Genomic DNA, 13,235 nt, shown 5'->3' with positions numbered 1-13,235 from the left:
ACAACGGCGGCCGCAGCTATTGATCTACTTTGTAAAGGCCGTCGGTGGTGTCGCCGTCCACCGGCATCCGAAGTCCCCGCACGAACAGCTCCAAATGCCGTCGCGCCAGCTCATGCTTGGTCTCGTCCGGCATCGGGCCGGGGAGGGGGCGGGCGAACCGGACGAGCATCATGCCGATGTCGTCGAAAGTGACGTCCGGGGGGAGCGTGCCCGCCGCGTGGGCGCGGTCGATCAGGTCCTGGAGCAGGCGGACGGCCTCCTCGCGGAGAGGGGCGAGGTCGGGGTCATTTTCGAGGTCGACCGTGCCGAGCAGGGCGGGCAGGACGGCCGAGACGCGCTGGTCGAGCGCTTCGCGCATGTAGCGGGCGAGCGCCTCGAAGGGGTCGCTCTCCTGGTCGGTGGCCGTGCGCGCGGCGTGGACGGTGCGGGTCAGGGCGTCGGCGGCGACCGCGTGCAGGAGGGTGGCGCGGTCGGGGAAGCGGCGGTACAGGGTGCCGCTGCCGACGCCTGCCTTGCGGGCGATGTCGTCCAGTGGGACGGCGGGGCCGCGCTCGATGACCAGTTCGCGCGCGGCGAGCAGGATCCGTTCCAGGTTGCGTCGTGCGTCGGCGCGCATGGGCGGCGTCCCCTTCCGGCTCTTCGGCCGGCCCTTCCGTCGTCCGGTCCGGTCGGCACTCTAGCACCTAAGCGGGGAAAATCTCCCCGGTTCCCTTGCGGGTCGCCGGGGTGCGTGGCAGGGTGAAGTGGAGAAAGATTCTCCGGCTATGGAAGGACGTGACGACATGGGCCGCCAGGGGGACGAGAACCGGCAGGAGATCCTCGACCTGGTCCGGCGCTGGGCCGAGGTCGAGCTGCGGGGCGACGTGGACGCCTGCGGCGAGCTGCTCGCCGAGGACTTCCTCGGCATCGGGCCTGCGCGCGGTCGCACGCTGCCGCTGCTCGGCGTGCACCACTGCGGTGTCGCCGTTCCCGAAGGCCTCGTCGGGGGCAGGCGCGGGCTCGGGGGAGTAGCGGGGTGCGAGGAGCGGTGATGGGTGAGGTGCGGTTGCCGTCGCGGTTGGTACGGATGAGCCGGTTTCCGCAGCGGATGCTGGCGCTGGGCCTGCCGATGGGGCCGTTGCGGTTGCTGCGGACGCGGGGGCGTCGCAGTGGCCTGCCGCGGACGGCGCCGGTGGCGCTGCTGCGGCTGGACGGCCGGGAGTGGCTGGTGTCGCCCTTCGGGGACACGCAGTGGGTGCGCAACGTCCGGGCGGACGGCCGTGCGGAGATCGTCCGGGGTCGGCGGGTGCGGCGCGTCCGGCTGGTGGAGGTGGACGGCGGGCGCAAGGCGGGGGTGCTGCTGGCGTACCGGCGGCGGTTCGGTGTGGTGCCGTTCGTACGGGACGCGTTCGCGGCGGTGCCCGGCGACGGCGCGGCGGCGTTCGCGGCCGAGGCGGACCGGCATCCGGTGTTCCTGGTCGAGCCGGACCCCGAGGGCTGACCACCCGACGGCCACGACTGGGCGCGGCGGGCGCAGTCGCCGGCGAAGGGGTCCGGTCGTCCGCCCGCCCCCGTAAGGGCGGACGACCGGGGTTCGGGGGTCAGGCCTGCGGCTGGGGCGCGTCGTTCGGCTCGGGCAGGTTGCGCCACCAGGCCTGGCCGGCCTCGGGGAGGGTGTGGATCGGGTCGTAGTACTCGTAGCGGCGGTTGAGGGCCTCGGGGTCGGCGAGTTCGATGCCGGTGCGGTAGTTCTTGGTCCAGTAGGAGATGCCGCGCTCGGTGTCGTACTCGGCGAGCTGGTGGACCCAGCGCTTGCCGACGTAGGGGACGTCGCAGACGATGCGCGGGGTGGCGAAGCCGGGCAGGTAGCCCATGATGGCGTGCTGCAGGTCCTGAGCCTGGCGGACCGACAGCCGCCAGTGCTCCGAGCCGGGGATCATGTCGCACATGTACAGGTAGTAGGGCATGATCCCGGCCTCGTCGAGCAGGGCGAACGACAGGTCGAGCAGCGCTTCGGGGGTGTCGTTGACGCCGGCGAGCAGGACGCCCTGGTTGCGGACGTCGCGGACGCCGGTGTCGAGCATGGCGCGGGCGGCGCGGGCGACCAGCGGGGTGACCGAGCGGGCGGCGTTGACGTGGGTGTGGATGGCGATCTGCACGCCGCGCTTGTTGGCCTTGCCGGCGAGGCGTTCCATGCCGGCGCGGACCTCGTCCTGGAGCCAGTGCTGGGGCAGTCCCATGAGGGCTTTGCTGGCGAGCCGGATGTCGCGGATGTTGTCGATGTCCAGCAGGGCGTCGACGAAGGACTCCAGGCGCGGCCAGGGGAGGTTGGCGACGTCGCCGCCGGACACGACGACGTCCCGGACGCCGGGGGTGGCGCGCAGGTAGTCGAGCATGGCGGCGTGCCGGTCCGGGGGCTTGATGGTGAAGCGGTGCTTGTCGACGACGGGGGTGGAGTTGCCGACCAGGTCCATGCGGGTGCAGTGGCCGCAGTACTGCGGGCAGGTGGACAGCAGTTCGGCGAGGACCTTGGTGGGGTAGCGGTGGGTGAGTCCCTCGACGGCCCACATCTCGGCCTCGTGGAGGGAGTCGCGGGTGGCGTAGGGGTGGGACGGCCAGTCGGTGCGGCGGTCGGAGAAGACCGGGAGCATGTAGCGGCGCACCGGGTCGGCGTAGAACGCCTCGGTGGAGGAGGTGTCCATGGTGTTGAGCATCTGCGGCGGGAGCAGCATGGACATGGTGGCGCGTTCGCGCTGGTCGCGTTCGAGGTCGGTGTAGAAGTCCTCGGCGAGCAGGTCGCCCATGACGGCGCGGAGCTGGCGGACGTTCTTGACGCAGTGGCTGCGCTGCCACTGGGCCGACTCCCATTCGGCGGTGGTGACGTCGCGCCATCCGGGCAGCCGCCGCCAGTCGGGTTCCGCCAGCGGCCGGCGCTTGTAGGCGTAGGGCTGGCCGGCGGTTCCGGCGGGTGCGTTGCCGGCGGTGTCGGGACGCAGGGCGGTGGTCATCGTTGACCCTCTCTCCTCGCGATGGCGATGTGATCGCTAAAAGTCTTGTATATGTGAAGCCGTACGGGAAGACTTCCTTATGAACTAGTGATACCCCGGATATCTTGCGGGACTCATCCGGGGACGGGTAGGAGGTGGCGCGTGCGGGAGGCCGGGACCGGTGCGACGACCGGGGTGGCGGGGGCCGGAGGGCCCGCCGGCGGGGCGTCCGGGGGCGCCGCCGGCAGGGCCGTGGGGCTGCACCGGGTGCTGGACCCGCCGGGGGTGCTGCCGCAGGCGGCGCGCCGGCTGGACGCCGCCGCGGCGATCGGGCCGGACGAGGTCCGGATCGCGGTGGAGCGGCTGAACCTGGACGCCGCGTCCTACCGGCAGCTGCACACCGCGCACGGCGGGGACGGCGCGGCGGTGCGGGCCGAGGTGCTGCGGATCGTCGGCGAGCGCGGCAAGATGCACAACCCGGTGACCGGGTCGGGCGGGATGCTGGTCGGCACGGTCGAGGAGGTCGGGCCGGAGTCGCCGCTGGGCCTGAAGCCGGGCGACCGGGTCGCGACGCTGGTGTCGCTGACGCTGACCCCGCTGGAGATCACCGACGGGCTGGCCCGCTGGGACGGGCTGAGCGAGCAGGTCCCGGCGCAGGGGCACGCGATCCTGTTCGCGCGGTCGATCGCGGCGGTGCTGCCGGACGACCTGCCGGTGCCGCTGGCGCTGGCGGTGATGGACGTGTGCGGCGCGCCCGCGCTGACGCACCGGGTGGTGGCCGCGCGTCCGGTGCCGCCGACGGTGGCGGTGCTGGGCGCGGCGGGCAAGAGCGGGGCGCTGGCGCTGGCTGCGGCCCGACGCGCGGGGGCGGCCGCGACGGTCGGGCTCGTCCCGACCGAGGACGAGGAGCGGCGGCTGGTGGCGTCCGGGCTGGCGGACCGCGTGGTGCGCGCCGACGCGCGGGACCCGGTCGCGGTCGCCGAGGCGCTCGGCGCGCCGGTGGACGTGACGGTGGTGTGCGTGGACGTGCCGGGCTGCGAGCACGGCGCGGTGCTGGCGACCGCCGCGGGCGGGACGGTGGTGTTCTTCTCGATGGCCACCTCGTTCCCGGCGGCGGCGCTGGGCGCCGAGGGCCTGGCCGCGGACGTGACGATGCTGATCGGCAACGGCTACGTGCCGGGCCACGCCGAGATGGCGCTGAACCTGCTGCGTTCGGAGCCGGGCGTCCGCGCCCTGTTCGAGGGCCGCATCTGAACCCCGCCCCGGGCTGCCCGCCATGATGGGGGATCATGGCGGGCATGGTGGTGGAGACGGTGACGGTCCCGTGGATTCCGGTCGCGCACCGGATGGACGTGCTGCTGACGCCGGACCTCCCGTCCGGCGGACGGGTGGTGACCACGGCGTTCGCGCTGGTGCTGGACTCGGCCGGGCGGACGCTGCTGACCCGCGTGGACCGTCGGGCCGCGGCTGGGAGGTCCCCGGCGGACACGTGGAGCCAGGCGAGGCCCCGGCGGACGCGGCCGCGCGTGAACTGGCAGAGGAGACCGGCCTGGTCGTCCCGGCCGGTGACCTGCGCCTGTTCGGCGGACAGGCGATCACCCTGGAGGCCGCACCGCCCGACGGCTACGGCTACCCGCCGAGGACGTTCATGGCCTTCTACACCACCCGCCTGGACACCCCGGGCCCAGCAACACGCCCAGCACCGTCCAGCGAATGCACCGACGCAGCCTGGCTAGACCCCACCGAACTCACCAACCGCTGCGCCCCCGCCCCCTGGCTAGCCCTGCACCGCCACCTCCAAGCCCCCTAGCCCCCAACCAACCCGCCCACTCCCCGCACAAGCACGACCAGGCGACCTCACCCCACCTCCGCGCGGTCCTACCTCCACACGGCCCTACCTCCACACGGCCCTACCTCCACACGGCCCTACCTCCACACGGCCCTACCTCCACACGGCCCTACCTCCACACGGCCCTACCTCCACACGGCCCTACCTCCACACGGCCCTACCTCCACACGGCCCTACCTCCACACGGCCCTACCTCCACACGGACATGGGCCCGCGCGGACATGGGCCCGCGCGGACACGGGCCCGCACGGACACGGGCCCGCACGGACACGGGCCCACGCGGACATGCCACCGCGCGGACATGCCACCGCGCGGACATGCCACCGCGCGGACATGCCACCGCGCGGACATGCCACCGCGCGGGCACCTGACCACTTGGCTAGGTGCCCGCGCGGGTGGGATCAGTGCGCGAAGAGGGTTGCGACGCCGGCGCTGATCACTACGGCGAGGACGACGGTGACCAGCGGTGCGCCGAAGCCCGCCTTGCGCTGGGGGTGGATGACCGCGATCGGGTGGTGCGGTCCGTGGATGCGGGGCCGTGCCGGTGGCTTCGGCGCGGGCTTGGACGGGTGCGGCACGGCAGCCGGAGGCGCCGGGCGCTGCACCGGCGGTGCGGCGGCAGGCTGCGGATGCGGCGCAGGCGAAGCCGCGGGCGGCGGCGGATTAGGCGGCGTGACCGGCGGCGGCGCAGGCGGCGTCGTCGGGGGAGGAGGCGGCGGTGTCGTGGGTGGTGGCGGAGGCGGGGGCGGCGGTGTGGTCGGAGGGGGTGGCGGCGGCGGGGGAGGAGGCGGCGGCGGAGGTGGGGGCGGGGGACAGCCGCACGCCTGGCCGAAGATCCCGACGCCCACCCAGATATGCACGATCACATCGGCATGGACGCACACGCTCAGGATCGTCCCGGGCGTCGTCGGCGTGGGCGCGGGAGCGAGCACCGAGACCGACACCGAAGCGTCCGCCGAGCCCGAGCCAGGATCAGAACCGGACCCGAGCCCGGCCCCGGACGGCAGCGGAGGGCTCGCCTTCGCCGCAGCCTGGCTTTCGGCTCCGTCCTTGCGCGGCCGAGGCTGCGGCTCCGGCTGAGCCCGAGGCCGGGGCGAAGGCGGCGCCGGATCATCGGACGCCGCATCCGGCCGAGGCGAGGACGCCCCAGACGGCTGCGGCAAAAGCAGCGAGTACGAATCATTCCCTGTGAGCAACCCGCCCGCCGAAGGCGCACCCAGCGCGCCGCCCGGCATGTCCACCCGCGGACCACCGGCAGCGCCCGGGACGCTCGTCCGCGGACCTTCCGCGCCACGCGGCGCGGGCGCTGGCGGACCGGCCGCAGCGCGCGGGACCGCCACCTGCGGACCGCCGTCGTCGCCCGAGGCGGTCGGCTGCGGATCACCGGCAGCGCGCGGAGAGGGCGTCCGCGGGCCCTCGGGGCCGCGCGGAGAGGGCGCCGGCGGGCTGGGTGCAGCGCGCGGGACGGCCACGCGCGGGCCAGCGTTGTCGCCCGGGACGGTCAGCCGCGGATCACCGGCAGCGCGCGCGGCGGTGATCCGCCGGTCCTCGGCGCCGCGCGGCGCGGGCGCCGGTGGGGCGGTCGCCCGCGGACCGCTGTCGTCGCCCGGGGTGGTCGGCTGCGGGGCACCGGTCGCGCGCGGAGGGGGCGTTCGCGGGTGCTCGGCACCGTACGGCGCGGGGGACTGCGGGTCAGGTGCAGCGCGGGGGGTGGGCGTCTGCGTGCTGCCGGTGGTGCTCGGGGCGGGCGCCTGCGGGTCGGCCTCGTCGTGCGGGGCGTGGGCAGGGGACGGGGCGGGCATCCGCGGGACGGGGGCCCGGAGGGGGCGGGGGAGGTGGGGCTGCGGGGTGGTGTGCTTGAAGATTGCGGGTGGGGGTTTGGGGGCGCGTGGGCGGGGGGCGTTCGGGGGGTCGGGGGTTTCGGCGGAGGCGGGGGTGGCGTGCAGGGGTGGGGAGAGGGTCATGCCGCTCGCGGCGGCGGTGATGAGCACCAGCGCCGGGAGGGCGAGCGCGCGGCGCATCGGTCAGCCTCCCTGGGCGATGCGGGCGAACTCGCCGCTGACGGCGCTGAACGCGTCGGGGTGGACGGCGAGGGAGCCGCTGAACACGTGCGAGATGTCCAGCGCGAGGTACATCCCGAAGGCGAGCAGCGCGGCCATGATGCACAGCGGGACGAGCGCGAAGCCGCGCGGGCGGGCGCCGCCGAGCAGCGGCAGGACGATCACGACGAGGCCGGTGAGCAGGGTGATGGCGAGCAGGCCGGGCGGGACGTGGGCGCGGGCGTCCATGGCGCGCTGGTGGCGGGCGGCGGAGATCTCCGACAGGTGGTCCAGGACGGCGGTGCGGGCGTCCTGGGAGTCGTCGCCGTCCTTGAACGGGACGGCGGCGGTCTCGCGGCGCAGCCGGTCCAGGCGGGCCCAGCCGTCGGGGCTGAGCGTGCGGTGGTCGCGCATCAGCGGCCACTCGGTGCGGCGGACGAAGGCGGCGTAGTCGGCGAGTTCGGTGCGGGTGCGGGCGGCGTCGGCGGGGTCGAGGCGTCCGGCGGACCAGTAGGTCTCCACCAGGGCCTGCGCCTCGGTGTAGGTGTTGGAGCGGGCGGCGTCGGCGCTGGTCCAGGGCACGACGATCGCGATGGCGAACGCGAGCAGGAACAGCGCCGACAGCATCGCTCCGGCGTGGTTGTTGGTGGGGCCGTCGGGGGAGGCGTCGTCGGAGCCGCGCCCGGTGCGGCGCAGCAGGCGGCTCGCGATGACCACGACGGCGATCGCGCACGCCGCCGCGAGGAGGTAGACAGGCATGGCCCACTTCCGTTCCCGGTCGAACACCATTGTGACGGTTGGTGATTTTACTTTCACGGAAGGTGTTTGGGTCAGGCTTTGCGCGTGAGTGTGACCGGACTGGAACCTAGCGCGATACCCCAAGGTCACCTGGGGGTTAGGGCAGGGCCCCGGGCGGCCGGGGCGACCCGGGTCAGAGGGCGAGGCGGACGTTCTGGTCGCGCAGCCACACGTCCAGGCTGAGGACGAGTTCGAAGGCGCTGCGGCGTCCGCCGAAGCCGGTGCCGACGGTGCCGTCCAGGGGCCGTTCGGTCATCTCCTTGACGGCGGCGCGGTCCAGCAGCGGGGTGACGGGCGCGTTGGGGTCGGCGAGCAGGTCGCGGACCTGGTCGAGCAGGGCCAGCTCGTAGGCGGGGTCCTGGATGGCGGGGTAGGGGCTCTTGCGGCGGGCGGCGATGGAGGGCGGCAGCAGGTGGCGTCCGGCGGCGCGCAGCAGGCTCTTCTCGCGGCCGTCGTGGTTCTTCATCGCCCACGGGGAGCCGTAGACGTACTCCACGAGCCGGTGGTCGCAGAACGGCACCCGCACCTCCAGGCCGACGGCCATGCTGGCGCGGTCCTTGCGGTCCAGCAGCATCGGCAGGAAGTGGGTGAGGTGCAGGTGGCAGACGCGGCGCATGCGGCGTTCGTGCTCGTCCTCACCGGGGACCTCGGGGACGTCGGCGACGGCCTGGCGGTACTGCTCGGCGAGGTGGCCGGGCATGTCCAGGCCGCCGACCAGGGCGGGGTCCAGGGGGCCGGTCTGGTCGGAGCCGAACTGGGTGGCCTGCCGCATGCCCATCGCGACCCAGGGGAAGGTGGCGGCGCGGACGGAGTCGTGGTCGTGGAACCACAGGTAGCCGCCGAACACCTCGTCGGCCGACTCGCCCGACAGCGCGACGGTCGACTCGTCCCGGATCGCGCGGAACAGCAGGTACAGGGAGGTGTTCATGTCGCCGTTGACGGCGGGTTCGTCGAAGGCGCGTACGACGGTGCGGCGCAGGTCGGGGTCGGCGAGGCGGGCGGCGTCCACGACGATGTCGGCGTGCTCGGTCTTGGCGTGCTCGGCGAGCTCGTGCACGAACGGGGTGTCGGGGGTGTCGCGCATGAAGTCGGGCACGAACGTCTCGGCCTGGCCGGTGAAGTCGACGGCGAAGGACCGGACGGGGCCGCGGGCGGCGGCCAGGGCGGTGACGATGCTGGAGTCCAGCCCGCCCGACAGCAGCGTGCACAGCGGGACGTCCGACACCAGCTGGCGGGTGACGATGTCCTCCAGCAGCTCGCGGACGCGGGCGATGGTGGTGGGCAGGTCGTCGGCGTGCGGCGCGGACGGCGGCCGCCAGTAGCGGCGGACGGTCACGCCGGAGCGGCCGATCCGCAGCACGTGCCCGGGGCGCAGCTCGTCGATGCCGCGGTAGGGGGAGTGGCCGACGTCCTTGAAGAAGCCGAGGATGCCGCGCAGTCCGTCGGCGTCCAGGACGGCGTCGGCGCCCGGGTGGGCGAGGATCGCCTTGGGCTCGGACCCGAACGCCAGGCCGCCGGGCAGCCGCCGCCAGTACAGCGGCTTGACGCCGAGCCGGTCGCGGACCAGCAGCAGCTCCTCGGTGCGGGTGTCCCAGACCGCCAGGGCGTACATGCCGTTGAGGCGTTCGGCCATGTGCTCGCCCCATTGCAGGTAGGCGTGCAGGACGACCTCGGTGTCGGAGCGGGTGCGGAAGGTGTGGCCCAGGGCGGTCAGTTCGGCGCGCAGCTCGGTGAAGTTGTAGACCTCGCCGCTGTAGGTGAGGACGGCGGCCGGCCCGTCACTCCCGGGCCCGTCGCCCCCAGGAGCGCCGGGAGCGCCGGGAGCGGGGGAGCCGGGGGTCGCGGCGGTCATGGGCTGGCGGCCGCCCTCGATGTCGATGACGGCGAGCCGCCGGTGGCCGAGGACGGCGTGCGGGGCGGTCCAGGCGCCCTGGTCGTCGGGGCCCCGGCAGGCCATGGTGGCGACCATCGCCGCCGCGGTGCGGGCGGTGTCGGCGTGCGCCGCGCCGGCGGTCAGGTCGCGGTCGAAGTCCACCCATCCGGTGATTCCGCACATGCGTTCGCTCTCCTCGGTGCGCTCGCTGGTCGCGCGCGCCCGGCGGGGCGCGCGCGTCGGTTCGGGGGCGTGGCCGTGGGGGCGGGGCCACCCCCAATTGATTAGCCGGACGAACTTGTTTCATGCGGCGCGGCGCGTGGGTAGGTGTCCGGAACGCGGTTTCCGGAGGGACTGCAAAGAGGTTCTTGCGCGTGACATGGTGCATACCGGAAGATCTTCCGTAGAGAACGCGTCAATGAGGACGATTGTTCGTCGCGGCCCGTCCGCGTGCCCGAAGCCGGCGCGGGGCGGGCGCGGCGGAGGAAGGGAACGGCGATGCCCACCCAACGGCCCGGCCGCCGGCCGACCGCCCAGCCGACCGACCCGTCGAGGGGGGCACCCCGGTGACCGGCCCGGACACGCCCGGCCCGAACCCGGCCGCCCTCACCCCGAACGGCCCCGGCGGCGCGCCCGCCCGCGGCAAGCTCGACCTCGACCCCGAGGTCGTCCGCAAGGCCCGCGCCCTGGCCGCACGCGCCGCCGAACCGGTCATCCGGATGGCCCGCACCCACACCACCGTGTCGGTCGAGCGCGCCCTGCTGCGCCTGGCCGGTCTGTCGGGCGCCGACGCCGACGGCCGCCCCTGGGCCAACCACCTGGTCGACGCCGTCCAGGCCCAGGTCGGGCTGGAGCACGGCGTCGCGCTGCCGGTCTGGGACGCCCTGAACACCGGCGGCCACGGCTCCCTGGCCGAGCTGGCCGGCGCCGCCGCCGCCGGACGCGTCCGGTTCCGCCTCCCGACCGGCGCCGACGCCCGCACCGCCCGCGAGGCCGCCCACGGCGCCGCGCGCGGCGGCGTCACCCGCATCGACCGGCGCCGCGCCGAACGCGACCGGATGCTGAAGGACGTCGGCGACCCCGACCAGCCGTGGATCTACCTCATCGTCGCCACCGGCGACATCTACGAGGACATCCCCCAGGCGCAGGCCGCCGCCCGCGAGGGCGCCGACGTCGTCGCGGTGATCCGCTCCACCGGGCAGTCGCTGCTGGACTTCGTCCCCGAGGGCGCCACCCGCGAGGGCTACGCCGGCACCTACGCCACCCAGGAGAACTTCCGGCTGATGCGCGCCGCGCTGGACGACGTGTCGCGCGAGCTCGGCCGGTACGTGCGGCTCACCAACTACGCCTCCGGGCTGTGCATGCCCGAGATCGCGACGCTGGCCGGGCTGGAGCGCCTGGACATGATGCTGAACGACTGCATGTACGGCATCATCTTCCGCGACATCAACCCCCGCCGCACCTTCATCGACCAGCGGTTCTCCCGCCAGATCCACGCCCGCGCCGGGATCTGCATCAACACCGGCGAGGACAACTACCTCACCACCGCCGACGCCGTCGACGCCGCGCACACCGTCATCGTGTCGCAGCTGCTGAACGAGCGGTTCGGGCACGAGGCGGGCCTGTCCGACGCCCAGCTCGGCCTCGGCCACGCCTTCGAGATCAACCCGAAGATCCCCGAGTCGTTCCGGCTGGAACTGGCGCACGCGCAGCTGGTCCGCGAGCTGTTCCCCGACGCGCCGCTGAAGTACATGCCGCCGACCAAGCACATGACCGGCAACATCTTCGCCGGCTACCTGCTGGACGCCTTCTTCAACCTCGCCGGCGTGATGACCGGCCAGTCGATCATCCTGATCGGGATGATGACCGAGGGCATCCACACCCCCTGGCTGTCGGACCGCGACCTGGCGCTGGAGAACGTCCGCTACGTCCGCGACGCCTGCGGCGGCCTCGCCGAGGACTTCGTGCCCCGCCCCGGCGGGTTCGTCGCCGAGCGCGCCCGCCGCGTGCTGTCGGAGTCGATCGACCTGCTGGAGAAGGTCGAGAAGGACGGGCTGCTCACCGCGATCGCCGAGGGCACCTTCGGCGTCACCCGCCGGCCCCCGGGCGGCGGCAAGGGCCTGGACGGCGTCGTCGAGCGCGCCGACGGCTACGTCAACCCCGCCATCGAGATCCTCGACAGCGAGGACCCGCACGCCGCGACCGCCCCGCAGGAGGTGCCCGCATGACCGCCGACCCGCTGACCGGAACCGGAACCGCGACCGGAGCCGGGACCCAGGCCCCGGCCGAACCCGCCGACACCCGGCAGGTCATCCGCCCCTACGGCGACACCACCGGCGACGGCCTCATCCAGATGTCGTTCACCCTGCCCGTCCCGGCCGGGCCCCGCGCCGACGCCGCCGCGCTCCAGCTCGCCGGGAAGATGGGCCTGGACCCCGCCAGCGTCGTGCACGCCAAGCCGATGGGCCCCGACTTCACCTTCTTCATCGTCTACGGCCGCACCGGCCACCTCATCGACTACGCCTCCATCCCCGTCCCCGAGGGACGCGAGTACCCGCTGCTGTCCGCGCCGGAGATCAACCAGGCGATCCGCGGCGCGCTCGGCCGCCGCCTGGTCGTGGTCGGCGCCTGCATCGGCACCGACGCCCACACCGTCGGCATCGACGCGATCCTCAACGTCAAGGGCTTCGCCGGGGAGAAGGGCCTGGAGTACTACCGCGAGATCCAGGTGGTGAACATGGGCGCCCAGGTCACCGTCGAGGAGCTGGTCGAGCGCGCCAAGGCCGAGGACGCCGACGCCGTCCTGGTCTCCCAGGTCGTCACCCAGCGCAACGCCCACCTGCACAACACCAAGCAGATGGCCGCGGCCTTCCACGCCGAGTACCCCACCGCCGTCGCCGCCGGGATCGGCCGCCCGCTGCTGGTGGTCGGCGGCCCCCGCTTCGACACCGTCACCCCGTCCGACCTGGGCGTGGACCGCATCTTCGGCAAGGGCACCACCCCGTCGGAGGTCGCCTCCTACCTCGTCCACGCCCTGCTGCCCGCCGGAGCGGCCTCCGGCTCCGAGGAGACCCCGTGACCGACGACAGCAACGCAGACGACAGCAACGCGGCGGCCGACCCGCGGACGGGCCTTGCCGTCACCCACCGCCGCTACGTCCCCTACTCCCACGCCCACTACGCCGGGAACCTGGTGGACGGCGCGTACGTGCTCGGCCTGTTCGGCGACGTCGCCACCGAGGTGTGCATCCGCACCGACGGCGACGAGGGCCTGTTCGCCGGGTACGCCGACGTGCGGTTCCTCGCGCCGCTGCGCGCCGGGGACGTGGTGGAGGCCACCGCCGTGGTCACCCGCGTCGGCCGCCGCAGCCGCACCCTGGACCTCACCGCCCGCGTCGTGTGCCGAGGCCGCCCCGACAAGGGCGAGTCGTCCGCCGAGGTGCTCGCCGAACCGATCACCGTCGTCACCGCCACCGGCACCGTCGTCGTCCCCTGACGGCCGCCCCGCACGGGCTCCGACCCGTCCCGGGACCAGCCTGGGACGGGCCCAGGACGGGCGGGGCGCGGGGCGGGCGGCGGACTGAACGGGGCGTGACCAGCACGTGTCCGCCACGGCCCCGCGACCGGCCGGACGGGCCCGCCGGAGGCGGTTGACAAGGTCGCGGAACTGGGTAGTTTTGCTCCAGTCCAGCACGGGACTCACCGATCGGC

The 13,235-nt window shown here is 74.1% G+C and carries 13 protein-coding genes; 7 read left to right on the top strand and 6 right to left on the bottom strand.

Features of this window, described 5'->3' with window-relative positions; all coding sequences use genetic code 11:
- Nucleotides 1-16: 16 nt before the first annotated feature.
- The gene (locus tag FHU30_RS39605) at nucleotides 17-616 is read right to left on the bottom strand and encodes a TetR/AcrR family transcriptional regulator (RefSeq protein ID WP_253882851.1); all 600 of its coding nucleotides are present in this window, start codon (nucleotides 614-616) and stop codon (nucleotides 17-19) included.
- Nucleotides 617-764: 148 nt separating this feature from the next.
- Between FHU30_RS39605 and FHU30_RS39600 the strand changes: the two genes are divergently transcribed.
- Together FHU30_RS39600 and FHU30_RS39595 are read left to right on the top strand one after the other, a co-directional pair.
- Entirely contained in the window at nucleotides 765-1,031 is a 267-nt protein-coding gene (locus FHU30_RS39600; protein WP_253882850.1) for a nuclear transport factor 2 family protein, read from the top strand.
- Complete coding sequence (locus tag FHU30_RS39595; protein ID WP_253882849.1) at nucleotides 1,031-1,480, top strand: nitroreductase family deazaflavin-dependent oxidoreductase; 450 nt, start codon at nucleotides 1,031-1,033, stop codon at nucleotides 1,478-1,480. Before FHU30_RS39600 ends, FHU30_RS39595 begins: the two co-directional genes overlap by 1 nt.
- A 100-nt stretch (nucleotides 1,481-1,580) precedes the next feature.
- On the opposite strand, the gene FHU30_RS39590 is transcribed toward FHU30_RS39595, so the two are convergent.
- Nucleotides 1,581-2,987 (bottom strand): KamA family radical SAM protein, encoded by a 1,407-nt coding sequence (locus tag FHU30_RS39590; RefSeq protein ID WP_253882848.1) that lies wholly within the window; start codon nucleotides 2,985-2,987, stop codon nucleotides 1,581-1,583.
- Nucleotides 2,988-3,128: 141 nt separating this feature from the next.
- Here FHU30_RS39590 and kdd point away from each other — a divergent pair, with 141 nt between their 5' ends.
- Nucleotides 3,129-4,220: an L-erythro-3,5-diaminohexanoate dehydrogenase gene (gene kdd / locus FHU30_RS39585; protein ID WP_253882847.1), complete on the top strand. Its 1,092-nt coding sequence runs from the start codon at nucleotides 3,129-3,131 to the stop codon at nucleotides 4,218-4,220.
- Nucleotides 4,221-4,242: 22 nt separating this feature from the next.
- The gene (locus FHU30_RS47830) at nucleotides 4,243-4,776 is read left to right on the top strand and encodes an NUDIX hydrolase (RefSeq protein WP_372504044.1); all 534 of its coding nucleotides are present in this window, start codon (nucleotides 4,243-4,245) and stop codon (nucleotides 4,774-4,776) included.
- 440 nt (nucleotides 4,777-5,216) lie between these two features.
- Here FHU30_RS47830 and FHU30_RS39575 read toward each other — a convergent pair whose 3' ends face one another.
- The 4 genes from FHU30_RS39575 to asnB form a co-directional block, all read right to left on the bottom strand.
- On the bottom strand, nucleotides 5,217-5,393 hold the full coding sequence (locus tag FHU30_RS39575) for a hypothetical protein (protein ID WP_253883027.1): 177 nt from the start codon (nucleotides 5,391-5,393) through the stop codon (nucleotides 5,217-5,219).
- An 85-nt stretch (nucleotides 5,394-5,478) separates the two neighbouring features.
- Nucleotides 5,479-5,637, bottom strand: coding sequence for a hypothetical protein (locus FHU30_RS39570; RefSeq protein WP_301324347.1), 159 nt, complete (start codon nucleotides 5,635-5,637; stop codon nucleotides 5,479-5,481).
- A 1,202-nt stretch (nucleotides 5,638-6,839) separates the two neighbouring features.
- A complete protein-coding gene (locus FHU30_RS39565) occupies nucleotides 6,840-7,613 on the bottom strand; it encodes a bestrophin-like domain (RefSeq protein WP_253882846.1) in 774 nt (257 codons plus the stop codon).
- Nucleotides 7,614-7,785: 172 nt separating this feature from the next.
- Nucleotides 7,786-9,708: an asparagine synthase (glutamine-hydrolyzing) gene (gene asnB, locus FHU30_RS39560; RefSeq protein WP_253882845.1), complete on the bottom strand. Its 1,923-nt coding sequence runs from the start codon at nucleotides 9,706-9,708 to the stop codon at nucleotides 7,786-7,788.
- A 383-nt stretch (nucleotides 9,709-10,091) separates the two neighbouring features.
- Here asnB and kamD point away from each other — a divergent pair, with 383 nt between their 5' ends.
- Genes kamD through kal form a run of 3 tightly spaced genes read left to right on the top strand, consistent with a single transcriptional unit; the run spans nucleotide 10,092 to nucleotide 13,020 of the window.
- Entirely contained in the window at nucleotides 10,092-11,753 is a 1,662-nt protein-coding gene (gene kamD / locus FHU30_RS39555) for a lysine 5,6-aminomutase subunit alpha (RefSeq protein ID WP_253882844.1), read from the top strand.
- Entirely contained in the window at nucleotides 11,750-12,604 is an 855-nt protein-coding gene (kamE, locus tag FHU30_RS39550; RefSeq protein WP_253882843.1) for a lysine 5,6-aminomutase subunit beta, read from the top strand. The genes kamD and kamE overlap by 4 nt, the downstream gene beginning before the upstream one ends.
- Nucleotides 12,601-13,020 carry a 3-aminobutyryl-CoA ammonia lyase gene (gene kal / locus FHU30_RS39545; protein WP_253882842.1) on the top strand — a complete coding sequence of 140 codons (420 nt, stop codon included), beginning with the start codon at nucleotides 12,601-12,603 and terminating at the stop codon, nucleotides 13,018-13,020. Before kamE ends, kal begins: the two co-directional genes overlap by 4 nt.
- The last annotated feature ends 215 nt before the right edge of the window (nucleotides 13,021-13,235 follow it).

This window comes from Actinomadura rupiterrae, from assembly GCF_024172125.1.
GTDB classification, from domain to species: Bacteria; Actinomycetota; Actinomycetes; order Streptosporangiales; family Streptosporangiaceae; genus Spirillospora; species Spirillospora rupiterrae.
The sequence above is the reverse complement of the archived record's forward strand: the minus strand, read 5'-3'. Positions and strand labels throughout refer to the sequence as shown.